General features: G+C 49.9%; 15 protein-coding genes, 4 tRNA genes and 1 rRNA gene. 15 read left to right on the forward strand and 5 right to left on the reverse strand.

Annotated features, from left to right (window positions below; all coding sequences use genetic code 11):
- Positions 1-108: ribosomal RNA gene (gene rrf / locus ACFCTO_RS06020) — 5S ribosomal RNA — on the forward strand; the annotation flags it as partial.
- Positions 109-761: 653 nt separating this feature from the next.
- On the opposite strand, the gene ACFCTO_RS06025 is transcribed toward rrf, so the two are convergent.
- The 3 genes from ACFCTO_RS06025 to ACFCTO_RS06035 are packed head-to-tail and all read right to left on the reverse strand — an operon-like array spanning position 762 to position 3142.
- Positions 762-1520, reverse strand: a complete 759-nt coding sequence (locus ACFCTO_RS06025; RefSeq protein WP_292300408.1) for an ABC transporter permease — start codon at positions 1518-1520, stop codon at positions 762-764.
- Positions 1501-2187, reverse strand: coding sequence for an ABC transporter ATP-binding protein (locus ACFCTO_RS06030; protein WP_370843214.1), 687 nt, complete (start codon positions 2185-2187; stop codon positions 1501-1503). The genes ACFCTO_RS06025 and ACFCTO_RS06030 overlap by 20 nt, the downstream gene beginning before the upstream one ends.
- Positions 2177-3142 carry an ABC transporter substrate-binding protein gene (locus ACFCTO_RS06035; protein ID WP_292262387.1) on the reverse strand — a complete coding sequence of 322 codons (966 nt, stop codon included), beginning with the start codon at positions 3140-3142 and terminating at the stop codon, positions 2177-2179. The genes ACFCTO_RS06030 and ACFCTO_RS06035 overlap by 11 nt, the downstream gene beginning before the upstream one ends.
- A gap of 259 nt (positions 3143-3401) precedes the next feature.
- Here ACFCTO_RS06035 and ACFCTO_RS06040 point away from each other — a divergent pair, with 259 nt between their 5' ends.
- The 8 genes from ACFCTO_RS06040 to ACFCTO_RS06075 all read left to right on the forward strand — a co-directional run bounded on the left by ACFCTO_RS06040 (position 3402) and on the right by ACFCTO_RS06075 (position 12050).
- A complete protein-coding gene (locus ACFCTO_RS06040; RefSeq protein WP_337466177.1) occupies positions 3402-4655 on the forward strand; it encodes a pyridoxal phosphate-dependent aminotransferase in 1254 nt (417 codons plus the stop codon).
- Between the two features lie 26 nt (positions 4656-4681).
- On the forward strand, positions 4682-5482 hold the full coding sequence (gene proC / locus ACFCTO_RS06045) for a pyrroline-5-carboxylate reductase (RefSeq protein ID WP_418293280.1): 801 nt from the start codon (positions 4682-4684) through the stop codon (positions 5480-5482).
- Positions 5483-5946: 464 nt separating this feature from the next.
- Positions 5947-7494 (forward strand): L-lactate permease, encoded by a 1548-nt coding sequence (locus ACFCTO_RS06050; RefSeq protein ID WP_292300414.1) that lies wholly within the window; start codon positions 5947-5949, stop codon positions 7492-7494.
- A 477-nt stretch (positions 7495-7971) separates the two neighbouring features.
- Positions 7972-9393 (forward strand): FAD-binding oxidoreductase, encoded by a 1422-nt coding sequence (locus ACFCTO_RS06055; protein ID WP_299722253.1) that lies wholly within the window; start codon positions 7972-7974, stop codon positions 9391-9393.
- A 144-nt stretch (positions 9394-9537) separates the two neighbouring features.
- Positions 9538-10821: a nickel-dependent lactate racemase gene (larA, locus tag ACFCTO_RS06060; protein WP_292300417.1), complete on the forward strand. Its 1284-nt coding sequence runs from the start codon at positions 9538-9540 to the stop codon at positions 10819-10821.
- 233 nt (positions 10822-11054) lie between these two features.
- Positions 11055-11753, forward strand: a complete 699-nt coding sequence (locus ACFCTO_RS06065) for a TerC family protein (RefSeq protein ID WP_481325230.1) — start codon at positions 11055-11057, stop codon at positions 11751-11753.
- A gap of 58 nt (positions 11754-11811) precedes the next feature.
- Positions 11812-11888 (forward strand) — tRNA-Pro (locus ACFCTO_RS06070).
- Positions 11889-11958: 70 nt separating this feature from the next.
- A tRNA-Ser gene (locus tag ACFCTO_RS06075) sits at positions 11959-12050 on the forward strand.
- Positions 12051-12105: 55 nt separating this feature from the next.
- On the opposite strand, the gene ACFCTO_RS06080 is transcribed toward ACFCTO_RS06075, so the two are convergent.
- Positions 12106-12711, reverse strand: a complete 606-nt coding sequence (locus ACFCTO_RS06080) for a TetR/AcrR family transcriptional regulator (RefSeq protein WP_294025983.1) — start codon at positions 12709-12711, stop codon at positions 12106-12108.
- Positions 12712-12871: 160 nt separating this feature from the next.
- On the opposite strand from ACFCTO_RS06080, the gene ACFCTO_RS06085 reads away from it, so the two are divergent.
- Positions 12872-13666: an MBL fold metallo-hydrolase gene (locus tag ACFCTO_RS06085; RefSeq protein ID WP_014017150.1), complete on the forward strand. Its 795-nt coding sequence runs from the start codon at positions 12872-12874 to the stop codon at positions 13664-13666.
- On the opposite strand, the gene ACFCTO_RS06090 is transcribed toward ACFCTO_RS06085, so the two are convergent.
- Positions 13663-14574: a helix-turn-helix transcriptional regulator gene (locus tag ACFCTO_RS06090; RefSeq protein WP_302485820.1), complete on the reverse strand. Its 912-nt coding sequence runs from the start codon at positions 14572-14574 to the stop codon at positions 13663-13665. The genes ACFCTO_RS06085 and ACFCTO_RS06090 overlap by 4 nt on opposite strands.
- 160 nt (positions 14575-14734) lie before the next feature.
- Here ACFCTO_RS06090 and ACFCTO_RS06095 point away from each other — a divergent pair, with 160 nt between their 5' ends.
- The 5 genes from ACFCTO_RS06095 to ACFCTO_RS06115 all read left to right on the forward strand — a co-directional run bounded on the left by ACFCTO_RS06095 (position 14735) and on the right by ACFCTO_RS06115 (position 17667).
- Complete coding sequence (locus tag ACFCTO_RS06095) at positions 14735-14959, forward strand: cation transporter (protein WP_278970514.1); 225 nt, start codon at positions 14735-14737, stop codon at positions 14957-14959.
- 21 nt (positions 14960-14980) lie between these two features.
- Positions 14981-16915 carry a heavy metal translocating P-type ATPase gene (locus ACFCTO_RS06100; RefSeq protein WP_499876564.1) on the forward strand — a complete coding sequence of 645 codons (1935 nt, stop codon included), beginning with the start codon at positions 14981-14983 and terminating at the stop codon, positions 16913-16915.
- Positions 16916-16959: 44 nt separating this feature from the next.
- Positions 16960-17379 (forward strand): C-GCAxxG-C-C family protein, encoded by a 420-nt coding sequence (locus ACFCTO_RS06105; RefSeq protein ID WP_292300060.1) that lies wholly within the window; start codon positions 16960-16962, stop codon positions 17377-17379.
- Between the two features lie 65 nt (positions 17380-17444).
- Positions 17445-17521: transfer RNA gene (locus ACFCTO_RS06110), tRNA-Pro, on the forward strand.
- A gap of 54 nt (positions 17522-17575) precedes the next feature.
- A tRNA-Ser gene (locus tag ACFCTO_RS06115) sits at positions 17576-17667 on the forward strand.
- Positions 17668-17979: the final 312 nt, after the last annotated feature.

Genomic DNA, 17979 nt, shown 5'->3' on the forward strand with positions numbered 1-17979 from the left:
GATAGCTGCGGGGATCCACCTGTTCCCATGCCGAACACAGCAGTTAAGCCCGCAAACGCCGAAAGTACTTGGGGGGAGGCCCCCTGGGAGGATAGGAAGCCGCTGATTAAGAAAAAAGCACTAGCATTTGCTAGTGCTTTTTTTGTTGTTCGTTTTTTGTTGTTCGTTTTTTGTTGTTCGTTTTTTGTTGTTCGTGGCTCGTTTTTGCGGCCTTATGGCCGCATCGTAGGGGCCGTCCCAAAGGGCGGCCCGCCGCGAATAAATGGTGATATACATAACAGGTCCATGAGGCATGGTTTTACGAGCCACGAACCACGAGCCACGGCTTTTTTCTCGGATTCAGATGCGGCGTTCCGCCGCGACAGACTCAAACTGACAACGACGCTTCGGGAAACCCTCAGCGCGTAGCGGGACACCTTGACAGGACGTCCCCTACGAAAGCGGTCCGGTGGACCGCCTCGATTCGGCAGGAGAGGTGGGAAAATAGTGGCTAGTGGTTCGTGGCTCGTGGGATTGCCGTTGCTAACGGCTAACTGCTGACTGCTGACCGCTAGCTGCTAGTAGGGGCGCCCACGTGGGGCGCCCGTTCGGAATAATGGTATATCCATCATACATGACAGGTGATGCAGGAAAATACGCACATATATCAGCATAGGTTATGCTCACATAGTCATAGCGGGCTTGCCACGTGCAAGCCCCTACGATATCGCATACAGGTGATAGTCATTAACGGCTGACGGCTAACTGCTGAACGCTGACGGCTACTTCTTCCACGGGCAGAGTTTCCGTTCGGCTATATCGAGGGCCATGTAGGCGATGATGCCGATGGCGGCCAGGGTCAGGATGGCGGCGTACATTTCTTCATAGTTGCGGACTTCCATGCGGTTCATGATGAAGTATCCCAGGCCTGAAAAGGCGGCGAACGTTTCGGTAATGAACAGTAGGGCCAGGGCGATGCCCAGGGATGTCCGCAGGGCTGTCAGGATGCCTGGCAGACAGGCCGGCCAGATGAGGTGGCGGAAGTTCTGCCATTTCGTCCCGCAGAGGGAGCGCATGGTCATGACTTGTTCTTCCGGGATGGCCTTGGCGGCGTCGCGGACCATGATGGCGATTTGGAAAAAGACGGTAATGGCGATGATGAAGATCTTCGGGAAATCGCCTAGTCCCAGGACGACGATGATGACCGGCAGGAAGACGACTTTCGGGATGGAATAGAAGATATAGAGGAAAGGCGATAAGAGGGCGTCCCAGCGGCGGCTGCGGCCGGCGGCTATCCCCGTCGGGACGGCCGTCACCAGGGCCAAGGCCAGGCCGCAGGCCATGCGGTACAGGCTGGATGCGATGTGCGGCCAGAGGACGCCTGTCGTCATCAGGGCATACCAGGTCTGGCAGACGCGGTACGGTGCCGGCAGCAAGGGCTTGTTCAGTACCATGCTGGCCGCCTGCCATAAGGCGCCGATGATGAAAAAGGCCAGCAGGAGATGGGCCATATCGATGGGATTACTTGTTTTTCCGGACATCTTCGATGACACCTCCTGTCCTGGCGAAGACGATGGTCTTGTCACCCAGGGCCGCTGCTTCTTCCGGACTGTGGGTGACGAGAATCGTCGCGGTCTGGCTCTTTACGATGTATTGTTGGAAGAGGTCATGGCATTGACGGCGCATGTCCGGGTCCAGGGCTGAGAAGGGTTCATCCAGGAGCAGCAACTTCGGCTGCATGGCCATGGCCCGGCCCAGGGCGGTCCGCTGTTTCTGGCCGCCTGAGAGTTCCCCCGGATAGTGATGGCGGACGGCTGTCAGGCCCAGCGTGTCCAAGAGGGAGGCCAGCTGGTCCTTATCCAGGGGAGAACCGTGGAGCCTGCCTGGAAGGAGAATATTTTCTTCGACCGTCTTCCATGGGAAGAGGCCATAGTCCTGGAAGACGATGGCCAGGTCCGGCCTGGGAGCGGTCATTTTTTGGCCTGCAAAGTAAATCTGCCCTTCTGTCGGTGCCTGCAGGCCGGCGATGAGGCGCAGCAGTGTCGATTTCCCGCAGCCCGACGGCCCGGAGACGGTCAGGTGCTCTCCCTGGCCGAGGCTGAATGAGATGTGCTGGAGCACGGCCTGGATGCCCCTGCGGCTGTGATAGGCGAGGCCCACGTCGTCTAAGCGCAGCAGCGGTCCGGCCATAGGCTGATTACTGGACATGGGCGACCATTTCGTCATAGCTGTAGGCCTTGGGCAACAGGCCTTTTTCTACCATCCAGTTCATGATACGGCTGACTTCTTCTTCTGTCGGCAGGGCGTGGGCCGTATAAGACGGCGTACGGTACGAACCGGCGACGGCGGCCGGGATGTTGGCCTTCTTCATAGCCATGTCGCGATAGGCATCGGGCTGGCTGTCCAGTTTTTCGATCGCTTCATTGTAAGCGTCGAGGAAATGGGCTGCGTCGTCATGATGCTTTTCAATCATGTCCTGAGTCAGGACGACGACGGACTGGGAATAGTTCTTTTGGAGTTTCGTATCGTCGATGACGACGTGGGCTCCCTGCTGGACGGCATAGGCTGCCAGCGGGTCCGGCAGGATGGCGGCCTGGATATCTTTACCGGCCAGGACGGCTTCCGTGCGCAGGGCCAGGTTCGGCATCTGAACGGTGTGGACTTCGGCGGCCGGAATCCCCAGTTCCTGTTCATACTGGTTCATCAAATAGTCCATCATGGTATTTTCTGAAATGGCGACGGAGGCACCGGCCAGCTGCTGCGGCGTCGTAATGCTGCTGTTCGGCGACGATACGACGAGGAACCGGCCTTCCTGGGGGACGGCACCGAGAGCCATGGCGACGACGCGGACGTCTGTACCGGCTTTTTTCAGCAAGGCCGTGACGATCATGTCGGTCATCATGCCGTCCAGTTCACCGGCTTCCATGGCTTTTTGCTGGTCCGCAGCGGAGCTGAATTCAATGACCTGGACGTCGACACCGTGTTTGGCAAAGAGTTTTTCTGTTTCTGCCGTATAGAGGGGCAGGCTGTCGTCGATGCGCAGGACGCCGATTTTGTACGTCTTCTTGTCATTCGAGCCGGACGGGCTGCCCTGGCAGGCTGTCAGCATGAGGGCCGAGCAGGCCAGCACAGCGGCTAATACAAAACGTAATACACGATTCATAGGAAAGACCTCTTTTCATAGAATAAAAATGCATAAAAGTAACACGAAATATGTTATATACTCTTTATTATAGGAGAGTCATGATATAATTTCAACCGTTTTATGCTAAGATAGCAAATGGGATTAACTTTGATTGTCCAAGAGGCGTTATTCCTTTTGTATTTTGAATACATGACAGATATATGCAATATGTTTATTGTCTTTCGATTTTGAATGTGGTATAAATGTATATGTACATAAGAAAGGGGAGTTGATTCATATGGTAAAAAGTGTTGCCGCACCGCAGGCAAAAGGGAAGAGTGCTGAAGATAAGATTTTTGGTGCTAACAACCGTGCCGTAGCTTTGACCGAAAAATTGGGGGCAGATAAAGTTATTAATGGGACAGTCGGTTCCATGCTCGATGAAGATGGGAATCTCGTCATGCTCGACGTCGTCCAGAAAGCCTACAAAGCCTTGACGCCGAAAGAAATCGTCGCCTATGCGCCGATCCAGGGCTATCCCGATTATTTGGAAGCTGCTATCGACCAGTGCTTCGGTGAATCCCGTCCGGAAGGCTACATCCGCGCCTGTGCTACGTCCGGCGGTTCCGGTGTCCTCCATCACGTCATTCACAACTATTCCGAATGGGGCGATGAAGTCCTGACCAGTGACTGGCATTGGGGGGCTTACGGCTCCATGTGCAACGATAATGGCCGCAAACTCCGTGAATTTGAACTGCTCACGCCCGATGGCCATTTCAATATGGAAAGCTTCAAAGCCAACGTCAGCGATATGGTTGCCAAACAGTACAACACGGTTATCATCATGAATTCGCCGGCCAACAACCCGACGGGTTACGGCCTCTCCGATTCGGAATGGGACGAAGTCCTGGCCTTCTTGAAAGATGTCGTCAAAGGCAAGGATAAGAACATCATCTTCGTCTCCGACGTCGCTTATCTCGACTACAGCGGCGAAAAACATGAATGCCGCAAATTCTTCAAGAAATTCGGCAACATGCCGGACAACGTCCTCATCGTCGTCGCCTACACCTGCAGTAAAGGCTTCACCATGTATGGCCAGCGTATGGGCGCCATGATCTGCGTCACGCCGAACAAGGATATTGCCGATGAATTCGTCGCCATCAACCAGTATACCAGCCGCGCTACCTGGTCGAACTCCAACAGTGCTGCCATGAAGGTCATGGCCAATATCTGCAAGGACCCGGCCAAAGTCGCTGAACTCGATGCGGAACGGGCTAAATATTTCCACCTCATCCAGGAACGGGCTGACTTGTTCATGAAAGAAGCCGATGAATGTGGCTTGAAATATTTGCGTTACATTTCGGGCTTCTTCATCACGATCCCTATGGAAGGGTCCCAGAAAGTCTGCGATGAACTGGAAAAAGAAAATATCTTCCTCGTTCCCTTGGGCAAAGGTATCCGCCTGGCTGTCTGCTCCGTTTCCAAGAAGAAGATCCACGGCCTGGCTGCCAAGATTAAAGCGACCTTGGATGCCGTCGGCGCTAAACAGTAAGTCCGTATCGGAAAGGGAGGCTTCCTATGTTCCAGACAATCGGTGTCTGCGGGACGGGCAATATGGGCCGGGCCATCGTCAAAGGCCTGGTAGCTGCCCATGCCATTGCTGCAGACCATATCTATCTTTATAATATCCACAAGGAAAAGGCCGAAGCCCTGGCCAAAGAAACGGGAGCTGTCGTCGTCGACACGCCGGAAGAACTGGCACGCCAGTCCCAGGGCCTGATCATGGCCGTCAAGCCGAACATCATGGAATCGGCACTGGAAGCCGTCCGGGAATCCCTTCCGGCCGATAGCGTCCTCATTTCCATCGCCGCCGGCGTCTCTTTGGAAAAGCTGGCCTTTTACACCGGTCCGGAAACGAAAATCGTCCGGGTCATGCCCAATACGCCGGCCATGGTCGGCGAAGGCATGGCCTCCGTATCGCCCAATGTCAACGTGACTGAAGCCGAAACGGCCGATGTCGTCGCCATCTTTTCCAGCTTCGGCAAAGCCGTCGTGACCGATGAAAAGCTCATCGACGCCGTCTGCGGCCTGAGCGGCAGCGGCCCGGCTTACGTCTATATGTTCATCGAAGCCCTGGCCGACGGCGCCGTCCGCGAAGGGATGCCCCGCCAGATGGCCTATACCTTTGCGGCCCAGACCGTATTGGGAGCAGCCAAGATGGTCCTGGAAACAGGCCGCCATCCCGGTGCCCTGAAAGATGACGTCTGCTCGCCAGGCGGCACGACTATCGAAGCCGTCCGGACCCTGGAAGAAAGCAGCTTCCGCGCTGCCACCATGAACGCCGTCATCGCGTCGGCAGAAAAGAATAAGAGTTTATAGTTTACACTTAAAAAAAGGCGCTGTCTCATGAAGACAGCGCCTTTTTTAGCAGTCAGCGGCTAGCTGCTAGCAGTCAGCGGATGGTTTTAAATTAAACGTCCTCTGCTAACCCCTAACTGCTAGCCACTAACAACTTAAAAGGGCTATGCGATTTATACATGAAACGTTAAATTACATAAAATCATTTATAAAATGATAAACGATTATTTATGGCTTATAAACTCCACATTTTAGTGCAGTAATATGCAAAATAGTAAACATTGGTGTTCGCTATATCGAAAATAGGTATACGCTCATGTCCAAATGTAATTTACAAATATGACATTGAGGTATATAATAACAGCATAGAGCTTGTATCCGGATGCAATCTAAGTGAGAAATGGCGTTATTCGTGGTTCGTTCATGAATAAGCCCCCGCCTGTTAGAGGCGTGAAAAGTATTTTATTATGAAAGGGTGGTATGTAATGGTTATATTGGCCTTGCTCCCAATCCTATTTCTAATCGTAGCATTGGGGTTCTTGAAGATGGCCGGTTGGAAAGCGTGCCCAATCGCGGCTATCATCGCATTTGTTGTCGCTGTATTCTGTTATAATATGTCAGTTCCCATTGCCATTTCGGCAGCCCTCGAAGGCGTAGCCCTGGCATGCTGGCCGATTTTGCTGGTCATCATCATGGCCCTGTTCGCTTACAAATTGACTGTAGCCACAGGCAGCCTGGAAGTCATCAAACAGATGCTGACCACTGTCAGTGAAGATAAACGTGTCGTATTCCTGCTCATCGCTTGGGGCTTCGGGACGTTCATGGAAGGCATGGCAGGTTTTGGTACTGCTGTTGCTATCCCCGCTGCTATGCTGGTTGCCCTCGGGTATCCGCCGATCAAGACCATCATCGCCTGCTTGATTTCCAACGCCGTAGCACCGTCCTTCGGGTCCATCGGTATCCCGACGACGACCATGGCTGCTGTCACCGGTTTGGATGCCGGCGTCCTGGCTACGAAAGTCTCGATTGTATCCTTTATTCCTGACCTCATCGCTCCGTTCCTGATCGTCATCTGCATCGGCGGCGGTATCAAAGCCATCAAAGGTGTCGGTATCGTAACCCTGCTCTCCGGCCTGGCCCTGGCTATTCCGGAACTGTTCATTTCCATGACTATCGGCGCTGAACTGCCGGTCATGGTTTCGTCCATCATCATCATGGCTGTCATCGTCCTCTATTCCCGCGCTTGCAAGACGACAAGCAATCCGGAATACAAGTTCGATATTGACACAGAAAATCAGAAAGCTGTTTCCTTCGGTGAAGGCGTCAAAGCAGCTATGATCTTCATCCTTATCTTCGTATTCCTCGTCGGTACGTCGAAACTGTTCCCGTTCATCAACGGTCCGCTGGCTTCGATTAAAACGACTGTTCCTATCTATGCCGGCCCGGGTGCCAAACCCTACACCTTCACATGGATCGCTGTTCCTGGCGTCATGATCTTCATCGCCACCATCCTCGGCGGCCTCTATCAGGGTGCTTCCATCGGTAAGATCGCTCAGGTCTTCAAAGATAACTTCGTCGGCCTGCGCTTCACGTACCTGACCATCATCGCCGTCGTCGTCGTCGCTAAGATCATGACCTACTCCGGCATGACCAAGGAAATCGCTGATGCCCTCGTATTTGCAACAGGCAATGCATATCCTATCGTTGCTCCGTTCGTCGGTGGTCTTGGCGCATTCATTACCGGGTCCTGCACGAACGCCAACGTCCTCTTCGGGCCGTTGCAGACATCCGTTGCATCCAGCCTGGGCATGAGCCAGCCGTGGCTTGCAGGTGCCAGCTCCCTTGGCGGTTGTATCGGCAAGATGCTTTCGCCGCAGAGTATCGCCCTTGGTATCGGCGCTGTCGGCGCTGTTGCTGAAGGCAAGGAAGGCGAAGTCATGCGCGGTACAGTTGGTTATTGCCTGTTCATGCTGGTCATCGCAGGTATCATTACCATTATCGCTCCGAGCGTCGTTCCCTTCTTAGTCCAATAAGCGAATAGAAAACGTCATATAGCAGAGATGCATAAAAAGGTATGCTACATATCCATGTAGCATACCTTTTTCTATAATAAACAATGTGATATAATCGGACGTGAAATGTTCTATATGCGAAACATTTCCTTACGGGAATAATACTGTATTACCAATATGCATAGATTAAAATAAGAAAAAATAAATACTATTTAAAATTTTACGTTTTGTTTTAGATTATTTAAAAATCGACAGTTCTTATGATAAGTTGTCATAGAACACGACGAATCAATCGAAAAATGATATGCGTAAAATGTGCAAATGTAATTTACATGCATGAAGAAGTAGAGTATAATAATACCCGTAAGAGATAAACGGAAGATAAAAATGATACATGAATTTATACTTTCGTTATATTCGGTCTTAGATCTGGTCGTCATGACTAGATGAAGCAATAAGTGTTAGGCTTATAATTTTAACTATTTGGAGGTATGTATTATGGCAAAAGGTAAAGTTTCCCCGGAGTTGATTGAACAGTTCAAACAGATCGTCGGCGAAAAGTATGTTTATACGGACAAAGATAAACTCGAACCGTATTCCCATGACGAAGTAACGGACCCCCATTACATGAAAGAACCGCAGGTCGTTGTTCTTCCGGCTACTACTGAAGAAGTTTCCAAAGTCGTTAAGCTCTGCTATGAAAACGATACGGTCATGGTTCCTCGTGCAGCTGGTACGGGCCTGGCAGCTGGTGCTGTTGCTACCTTCGGCGGCGTCATCATCTCCATTGAACGTATGAACAAAATCCTCGAAATCGATAAAGACAACATGGTTTGTGTTTCCGAAGCCGGCGTTACCACGTCTGTCCTCCAGGATGCAGTCCAGAAGGAAGGCCTCTTCTACGGCGGCGACCCCTGCAGTGGGGACTCCTGCTTCATCGGCGGTAACGTTGCAACCAACGCTGGCGGCAACCGCGCTGTTAAATATGGCGTAACTCGTGACCAGGTCATGGGCATGGAAGTCGTTACTCCGACTGGCGAAGTCGTAACCCTCGGCGGTAAATTCCGTAAGAACGCTACAGGCTACATGCTGATGCACCTCTTCATCGGTTCTGAAGGTACCCTCGGTATCATCACCAAAGTTTACCTCAAATTGGTTGCTCTTCCGAAATATCAGCAGGACCTCTTGGTTGTATTCGACAACCTCGACGACGCTATCGCTTTGACACCGAAAGTCATGAACGCTGGTATCACTCCGGTCTGCGTAGAATTCATGGATAACGCTTCCATCAAACAGGTCGAAGTATTCCTCGACGAAAAACTGCCGAAATCTGAAAATGGTAACTACATCATCATCCAGATCGCTGGCGACAACGAAGACGTCCTCATGGATCAGTGCGAAAAAATCGTTGAACTCGCTGAAGACAACAACGCTATCGACTCCCTGGTTGCTGACCCGGCTGTTATTTGGAAATCCCGTAAAGCATACCTCGAAGCTGACCGCGCTCGCAGCTTAGTCTTCTCCATGGAAGATATCGTCGTTCCGATGACGGAAATCCCGGGTGCTGTACAGCAGATTTCCCGCCTCGGCGAAAAATACAATGTCGCTATGCACTGCGCTGGCCACTGCGGCGACGGCAACGTCCATATTGATATCTTGAAAGATGACCGTACTCAGGAAGAATGGGAAGAAATGCTTCCGAAGATTCAGGGCGAAATCTACGCTCTCGTCTACAAACTCGGCGGCCGTCTCTCCGGTGAACACGGCATTGGCTACAAACGTGAAGCACTTCTTGAAAAATACACCGACCCGGTTGAACTCAAGATGATGAAAGCTGTCAAGAAAGCACTGGATCCGAAGAACATCATGAATCCGGGCAAAGTTGTCAGCATCAACGACGAAGTTCCTGTCGAAGAATAATTCACAGTTACATACTAAAGGAAAAGGGCAAGGCGCAAGGCTTTGCCCTTTCTTCTTTTTTACATCCCCAAACATATTGTTTATACAACTACAGGCTATTCACAAACATATATATAGCCATGAACTAAGAAAGGATGTGCAGCTATGCATACATTTAGCTTGCCCTTTGGCAAAGAAAAAATCAAATTGGAACTGCCGGAAGAACAGGTCGCCGGCGTCCTCGTCTCCCACGCCCATGAATACAAGGCGCCGAAATCGGAAGCGGAACTCGTCGCCGATGCCCTGGCCAACCCGATTGGCAGCCCGAAATTAAGCGAATTGGCAAAGGGGAAGAAGAACTGCGTCATTATTTCCAGTGACCATACCCGCCCGGTACCGAGCCACATCATCATGCCCCAGCTCCTGGCAGAACTGCGCAAGGGGAACCCGGATATCGACATTACCATCCTCATCGCTACGGGCATGCACCGGGCTACGACGAAGGAAGAACTGATCGACAAGTATGGCAAAGAAATTGCGGAACATGAAAAATTCGTCATCCATGTCAGCCGCAACGACGAAGACATGGTCAGCGTTGGTACTTTGCCCTCTGGTGGTGACTGCCGTATCAACAAAGTAGCCGCTAATGCGGACTTGCTCATTTCCGAAGGCTTTATTGAACCGCATTTCTTCGCCGGCATGTCGGGCGGCCGTAAATCCGTCCTGCCTGGTATCGCCAGCAAGGTCACGGTCCTGGCCAACCACTGCTCGGAATTCATCAACAGCCCCAACGCCCGCACGGGTATCCTCCAGGGCAACCCCATCCATGAAGATATGCTCTATGCGGCTAAAGCGGCTAAATTAGCCTTCATCTGCAACGTCGTCATCGATGCGGACAAGAAAGTCATCGCTGCCTTTGCCGGCGACCGCGAAAAAGCTCACTATGCTGGCGCTGACTTTGAAATGAAACTGGCTGGCGTCAAACCCGTCCCGGCTGATATCGTCATCACCACCAACGGCGGCTATCCCCTGGACCAGAACATTTACCAGTCCGTCAAAGGCATGACCGCTGCTGAAGCGACCTGCAAAGAAGGCGGCGTCATCATCGACGTATCGTCCTGCTCTGACGGTCATGGCGGCGAAGATTTCTACAACAACCTGAAGAATGCCGAATCCATCCAGAAAGCCATGGACGAAATCCTGGCCCGCGGCCGCAACGAAACGGTCTTCGACCAGTGGGAAGCCCAGATCCTCATGCGTATGCTCCTGAAATTCACCATCATCATGGTCACTGAAGCCCCGCAGCAGATGATCGAAGACATGCACATGAAATACGCTGCCTCCATCGACGACGCCCTGGCTATGGCCAAAGACGTCCTGGCGAAAAAAGGCATTACCGACCCGAAAATCACCGTCATCCCCGATGGCGTATCGGTCATCGTGAAATAAGAACCATTTGTCGTTCGTAATATGGTGTTTGTAGGGGCTCGCACGTGGCGAGCCCGCCGGGGATATGAGAGATACTTGTAAACTTGATTTGTGTGAGCGGGCGTCCCACGTGGACGCCCCTACAGAAAAAGGCGCTGTCTTCATGGGACAGCGCCTTTTTCTTGCTATCCCATCGTAATTATCATATAATGGGGGAGATGTAAATTTGTCTTAACGTATAAGGGGGACTTACCTTGGAAGGGTTAGAATCGACGCTTGTCTTTGATATCACTATGATTTTGCAGGTCGTGCTCATCGACTTGGCCTTAGGCGGCGATAATTCCATCGTCATCGGCATGGCCGCCAAGAATCTGCCTAAGCATTTGCAGAAGCGGGCTATTTTATATGGTGCGGCCGGGGCCATCTGTATGCGTTTCATCATGGCCTTTATCGTGTCCTGGCTCTTCCAGATTCCCTTCTTGAAGACTGTCGGAGCCATCCTGCTGGTCCTCATCGGCATCAAGCTCATCGGCGCCGACGACCAGGAAGAAGACGTTCACGTCGAAGCCAAGGACTCGCTCTGGGCGGCTGTGCGGACCATCATCATGGCCGACGCCCTCATGAGCCTCGATAACGTCCTGGGCATCGTCGGCGTCACCAATAACCATTGGGGCCTGCTCATGTTCGGCATGCTCATTTCCGTGCCGATCATCGTCTTTGGTAGCACCATCGTCGTCAAAGTCATGAACCGCTTTCCCATCCTCATCTACATCGGCGGCGCCATTCTCGGCTGGGCTTCAGGCGGCATGATGGCGACAGACCATTACCTGGCTCAATACGTCAGCCTGGCGGCCAATAATCCGACGGAACTGAAAATCATCCTGCTGGTCGTTACCATTGCCGGCGGATTCATTTGGAAGCGGATCCATAAAAATAAAGAAGTTGTCGCCTGACACGAGAAAAAAAGCTTGACTTTTTCTTCCAGTATGGTATTATATACAAGTCAGGTAACGGGGCGTAGCGCAGTTTGGTAGCGCGCTTGGTTCGGGACTAAGAGGTCGCAGGTTCAAATCCTGTCGCCCCGACCATATTTTTACACATTGGATGTCGATCCCGAGGGCATCAAACAACTGCATAATCAAACAATGTGTAAGCCATGGAGAGCTGTCCGAGTGGCTGAAGGAGCATGATTGGAAATCATGTATAGGGCGAACGCTCTATCGTGGGTTCAAATCCCACGCTCTCCGCCATACTGTAAAAAGGACTATATCATGAAGGCATCTGCCATCATGAGATAGTCCTTTTTTATTTTTTCAACCCCTGGATGCCATGGTAAATGAGACGCAGCAGCATAGCCTGAATCTGGAACCATGATTCGTCTTTTTTCCATTTATGATGCTGGTTGATGGTAAAAGCCCCGCTGACCAGGAATAAGTAGAGATTTTCCGCTAATGTTGCATCAATCTGAAGTTGATTTTGTAAAAATGAAATCATTTGAGTTTTTTCATGTGTGAAAATATATTCTAAGATGTAAGGCCCTAAGGTCTTATCTGAAAAGAGTGCTTGGTAACAAGGGGAATCTGCGATGCGTTGACAGACGGGCAGCATAGTATAGTTATTCTTGATGAAAGAGGCCCTTTCATTTGATTGACTGGCTTGGTAAAGAAAATCGGCCAAGGATTTATCAGGATTTGTATTTTCGGATAAATGCAGCGCTTCCTCAAGGATAGCGTCTAACAAGGCATAGATATCCATATAATGCAAGTAGAACGTAGCCCGTGTAATTTCCGCCTTTTTGCAGATAGCCGTGACTGTGACTTTCGGAAAGGGATACTTTTGGAGCAGTTCCAAAAAAGATTGCTTGATAACAGAACGCGTATAGCGGGTGCGACGATCTAACTTTTGCGTCATGAAGGATACCTCCTTACTTTCTAGACAATTTGGGAGATGTGTCCATTATCAGACACTTCCTCGAAGGTGACTGTTGAATGTTTTCTTGCGTTTAATATAATAGATATTGAACATAGTGTCAATAAAAATATTTATTGTAAAGAATAAAGGAGAGAAAATAATGGACATTCAGCAGATTCGCAATGCTACACTTAAAATTGTATATCAAGGGAAGACCTTTTTAATTGACCCCTGGCTTTGTGGAAAAGGAAGCCTTGGTAGTTTCGAAGATATTCCGGGGAAGCCATACATGATTCCGGACCCGGTTAAAATGGAAATTGCCATGCCGATTTATGGACTGCCTAGGACGCCGCAGGAAATTCTGGATGGTGTCGATTATTACATCGTAACGCACATCCATCCAGACCATATTGATATAGCTGCCGATGGGACCGTAGGCCAGCCTTTGGATAAGTCCATCCCTGTCTTTGTGCAGAATGAACAGGACGCAGCCATTTTTGAAAAGTCCGGATTTCAAGATGTACAGGTTTTGTCTAAGTCTCCGTTGACTCTCGATGGCCTTACCCTTCAACATATGCCGGCACGCCATGGTACCATCGTTCCTTGCGGTGACGCTATGGGGGTCCTCTTCCAGAGCGCAGACGAACCTACCCTTTATGTCGCTGGTGATACCGTATGGTATCCTGAAGTGGAAAATACGCTGAAAACGTATCGCCCTGATGTCGTCGCATTAAATGCTTGTGCGGCTGAAACTGTAGAAAATGGCCGGCTCATCATGGGCGATGAAGATGTAGCTTGTGTAGCAAAGACTGTTCCGCAGTCTCAGCTTCTTCTTACTCATCTGGATAATGTAGCCCATGCCTCTTTGACGAGATATACTCTGCGCAGCCGGCTCATGGCCCGTGGGGTGGACCATTATATTATGCCCGATGATGGAGAATGGGTTTCTTTCTAATGTGTTTTCCGATATTGCGTAGGTAATTCACCGAAACGTTTTTTGAAAGCTGCAGAAAATCGGCTCTGGCTTTCATAACCGACTTTGGCTGCGATTTCTGCCATTGAATCTTGACTATGGCAGAGAAGTTCCGCAGCTTGCAGCAGCCGGTGCTCTTTGATATGGGCTGCCAGAGAAGTACCATAGACTGCTTTAAATACGTTTTTTAAAGTCGTCTGATTTATGAGATATTGTTGGGCCAGTGTGTCAATTGTGATGCGCTGGTCCAATTTTTGTAATAAATCGTAGTGGATTTTTTGTACTAAGGCCACTTGTTCCGATGGATAAGCAGATAAATGTTGACGCTTATGAAGGGGAAAGCGGCTTAAATGGAGCAACAGTTCTAAAACTTTTAACTTTTCATAAGCGTTCGAGAGAAGGGCTGGCTGGTCCCAAAAAAAGGAAATAATCCGCTGTAATTCCGTATCATTTTGCCAGAAAGCCTCTCCCGATTCGTCAGGAAAGCATGCAGCGAGAAGCTGAAATGGATGCAAACCGGCTTCCTCGAACAGCGATGGCGGCTGTTCTTTTATTACGGGAAGATTGAAAAAAAGAGACAGGCCCTCATAAAAACCGTTTGGCAGGGAAATGATTGCTTGGGTACAGGCTGATGCGGAATGGCAGGCAAAAGCCTGGCGATGCAGATAAATTTGTTTGCCTGAATTTAACTGCCAGCCCATACTTCCTTCACGACCGTTGCTGAAAATATAAAGACCGGGCCAGCTTGAATGTTGAACCGTACAGGTCGCTCCTTGCAGCCGATATCGGGCCAGGAGGATGCCTGGGAATAGAACTTGATGTTTCAGTGTACTGTCTGGAGGAAGGGAATTTTTGATTTCATAAATGAGGGTATTGGTCGGATCGTTCATATGGTACGTCTCCTTTTTCGCCTGTTTAGACATTCCTTTATCCCTTTTAGCAGGAACCAGGAAAGGGACATTGACGATTTTGATTAGGCATATTATACTACAAGCGCAACAATTGAACAAATGAGCAATCGTTCATATTATTTTTAGAGGAGAGATTATCATGAAAAAGAAAACGTATAAGATCGATGTAGATTGTGCTAATTGTGCCAACCTGATGGAAGATGCTGCCAGAAAAACAGAAGGGGTAGCTGAGGCGACGGTAAATTTCATGTTACAAAAGATGATTATTAAATTTGAAGAGAACTACGATCCGGAACAGGTGATGCAACGAGTCGTCAAGGCCTGCAAAAAAGTCGAACCGGATTGTGAAATTCACGTAAAATAAAGCAGGAAGAAGGGACAACTGATGAATGATAAACAGAAACGGATGCTCTGGCGCATCGGGATTACGGCTGTTTGGCTTATGGCACTTCAATTTATCCCGGTACAGGGGTGGCTGCATTTGGCCCTTTATCTGGTTGCTTACGGTATCATCGGCTATGATATCCTGCGGAAGGCTGGAAAGGGAATCGTGAATGGCCGCATTTTTGATGAAAACTTCTTGATGACCATTGCTACGCTGGGCGCCTTTGCTTTAGCCATTTATGAGCAGAGCGGTGATTACCTGGAAGGTATTGCTGTCATGTTGTTATACCAAATCGGCGAATGGTTCCAAAGCTATGCTGTTGGCCGCAGCCGGAAGAATATCAGTGCCCTCATGGATATCCGTCCTGATTATGCGAATATAGAACGGGATGGTAAACTGGAAAAGGTCGACCCGGATGATGTAGCCTTAGGTACGACGATAGTCGTCCAGCCCGGTGAACGGGTGCCCTTGGATGGCGTGGTCCTTCGTGGGACATCGAGCCTCAATACGAGTGCCCTGACAGGAGAAAGCCTGCCCAGAGATGTGCAGCAAGGGGATGAAGTCATTAGTGGCTGTATCAATATGACTGGCGTCCTTTACGTGAAGACCACGAAGGAATCCGAAGAATCGACAGTTTCAAAAATCTTGGAACTAGTTGAAGATTCTAGTTCGCATAAGTCGCAATCAGAAAATTTCATCACTAAATTTGCCAAGGTCTATACACCAGCTGTTTGTCTGGGTGCCTTGGCTTTGGCCATCATCCCTCCTGTCATTCAGCTGATGTACGGCCATGCTGATCCTCAATGGGAAAATTGGATTTATCGTGCTTTAATCTTTTTAGTCATCAGTTGTCCTTGTGCTTTAGTTATCAGTATGCCTCTCAGCTTTTTTGCCGGTATTGGTGGTGCTAGCAGAGAAGGCATCCTCATCAAAGGATCCAATTATATGGAAACACTGGCGCAGACGAGATATATCGCTTTTGATAAGACCGGGACTTTGACGAAAGGTAATTTTGAAGTTAATGGAGTCCACCACAACCAGATGGAAAAAGAAGAATTGCTTGCTTATGCCGCCATGGCCGAATGTGCTTCTTCACATCCCATCAGCAAGAGCTTGCAGCAAGCGTATGGTAAACCCATTGACCGTAACCGTGTCAGGAATATTCATGAAATCAGCGGACACGGTGTCAAGGCTGCCGTAGATGGTCATATCGTGGCCGTTGGCAATGATAAATTGATGAAGCAGATGAAAATTTCTTATGTGCCTTGTCATAGCATGGGAACCATTCTTCACGTGGCGGTTGATGGAAGATATGCGGGTCATATCGTCATATCTGATGTCATCAAGCCTCACGCGCGCCAGGCCATTGCAGCGCTTAAACGAAACGGCATCAAGCAGACCGTCATGCTGACTGGGGATACTCGTCGGACAGCCGAAAATATTGCCAAGGATGTCGGTGTCGACCAGGTATACAGTGAATTATTACCTGCCGATAAAGTGAATAAAGTGGAACAGTTGTTGGCCCGTAAAGGAGAAAAAGAAAAATTAGCGTTCGTTGGCGACGGAATTAATGATGCGCCTGTTTTGACCCGGGCTGACATCGGTATTGCTATGGGAGCCATGGGCTCTGATGCAGCTATTGAAGCAGCCGACGTCGTACTCATGGATGATGATCCCTTGCAGATTGCCAATGCTATCCTTTTATCGCGGAAATGTCTGCGTATTATTTATGAAAATATCGTTTTTGCACTGGGGATAAAATTCCTTTGCCTGGGATTAGGGGCTGTCGGCATTGCTAATATGTGGTTTGCCATTTTTGCTGACGTTGGCGTCATGATCCTGGCTATTTTCAATGCTATCCGGGCCCTTTATGCCCCATCAGTATCCATTAAAAAGGATAGCAGGAAAATGGTTTTGCAACCACAAAGTGAATAAAATAATGTATAATAGATTATATAATATGTTTTCAAGGAGGTCTTATGATGGAAAAGGTAAAAGAACTAGCGGCACAGTACCAGCAGGCCGGGAATAATTGTGCTGAAACGGTGGTCAAGGTCTGCAATGATTGTCTGGATTTGAAGCTGCCGCCGGAAACGCTGCGCATGGTGTCCGTCCTCGGCGGCGGGGTGGCCGGTTCGGGCTGTCTTTGCGGAGCTTTGAACGGGGCCTGTCTGGTCCTGGGCTGTCTCGTCGGCCGCACGACGCCGGAGGAAAAGACGAAGGCCGAAGTCAATCAGCCTGTGCGGGAATTCCAGAAAATCTGGCTCGACCGCTTCCATGCGACGTGCTGCCGCGTCCTCAAGAGTCCGGCCAACGGCGGTCCCGTATCGTGCGGCGACCTCATGGCCGATACGTCAGCCATGCTCATCGATTTCATCCGGGAAAAGAAGCTGGCCTGATGGGATGATTGAATTTTTTCCTTGACTTTTTTCGTAGATATGGTATTATGTATAAGTCAGGTCAACGGGGCGTAGCGCAGTTTGGTAGCGCGCTTGGTTCGGGACTAAGAGGTCGCAGGTTCAAATCCTGTCGCCCCGACCATACTTTACATATCGACATTTATCCCGAAGATGTCAGGAAAGATATGTAAGACGCGGAGAGCTGTCCGAGCGGCTGAAGGAGCATGATTGGAAATCATGTATAGGGCGAACGCTCTATCGTGGGTTCAAATCCCACGCTCTCCGCCACACAGGACTTTTAGAGGGACTGTTGCATGAGGCTTAGGTCACGTGCGCAGCCCCTTTTTCTTTTATGTTTGAGGTTTGATGTTTGAAGTGATGGCTTTTAAATTTAAAACCATCCGCTAGCCACTAACAACTAGCCACTAGCCACTTAAAAGGGCTTGTCGCACGGCGACAAGCCCTTTTTTTGCATCTATCCTATTCATGCGTGCTGTTTTGTGCTACAATTAAAAACTATATAAGCAGCACCTCTGTAGTAGGGGCTTGCACGTGGCAAGCCCGCTCCAGGATATGAGTGATTTTCCCGTTTAGGGAGAG

It is taken from the genome of Megasphaera indica, assembly GCF_046614755.1.
In the GTDB taxonomy this organism is placed as follows: Bacteria; Bacillota; Negativicutes; order Veillonellales; family Megasphaeraceae; genus Megasphaera; species Megasphaera intestinihominis.

Bases quoted from the DNA above. Each gene is read 5' to 3' on its own strand.
- ACFCTO_RS06025 (WP_292300408.1), bottom strand. From the start codon at position 1,520: ATGTCCGGAAAAACAAGTAATCCCATCGATATGGCCCATCTCCTGCTG.
- ACFCTO_RS06030 (WP_370843214.1), bottom strand. From the start codon at position 2,187: ATGTCCAGTAATCAGCCTATGGCCGGACCGCTGCTGCGCTTAGACGAC.
- ACFCTO_RS06035 (WP_292262387.1), bottom strand. From the start codon at position 3,142: ATGAATCGTGTATTACGTTTTGTATTAGCCGCTGTGCTGGCCTGCTCG.
- ACFCTO_RS06040 (WP_337466177.1), top strand. From the start codon at position 3,402: ATGGTAAAAAGTGTTGCCGCACCGCAGGCAAAAGGGAAGAGTGCTGAA.
- proC (WP_418293280.1), top strand. From the start codon at position 4,682: ATGTTCCAGACAATCGGTGTCTGCGGGACGGGCAATATGGGCCGGGCC.
- ACFCTO_RS06050 (WP_292300414.1), top strand. From the start codon at position 5,947: ATGGTTATATTGGCCTTGCTCCCAATCCTATTTCTAATCGTAGCATTG.
- ACFCTO_RS06055 (WP_299722253.1), top strand. From the start codon at position 7,972: ATGGCAAAAGGTAAAGTTTCCCCGGAGTTGATTGAACAGTTCAAACAG.
- larA (WP_292300417.1), top strand. From the start codon at position 9,538: ATGCATACATTTAGCTTGCCCTTTGGCAAAGAAAAAATCAAATTGGAA.
- ACFCTO_RS06080 (WP_294025983.1), bottom strand. From the start codon at position 12,711: ATGACGCAAAAGTTAGATCGTCGCACCCGCTATACGCGTTCTGTTATC.
- ACFCTO_RS06085 (WP_014017150.1), top strand. From the start codon at position 12,872: ATGGACATTCAGCAGATTCGCAATGCTACACTTAAAATTGTATATCAA.
- ACFCTO_RS06090 (WP_302485820.1), bottom strand. From the start codon at position 14,574: ATGAACGATCCGACCAATACCCTCATTTATGAAATCAAAAATTCCCTT.
- ACFCTO_RS06095 (WP_278970514.1), top strand. From the start codon at position 14,735: ATGAAAAAGAAAACGTATAAGATCGATGTAGATTGTGCTAATTGTGCC.
- ACFCTO_RS06100 (WP_499876564.1), top strand. From the start codon at position 14,981: ATGAATGATAAACAGAAACGGATGCTCTGGCGCATCGGGATTACGGCT.
- ACFCTO_RS06105 (WP_292300060.1), top strand. From the start codon at position 16,960: ATGATGGAAAAGGTAAAAGAACTAGCGGCACAGTACCAGCAGGCCGGG.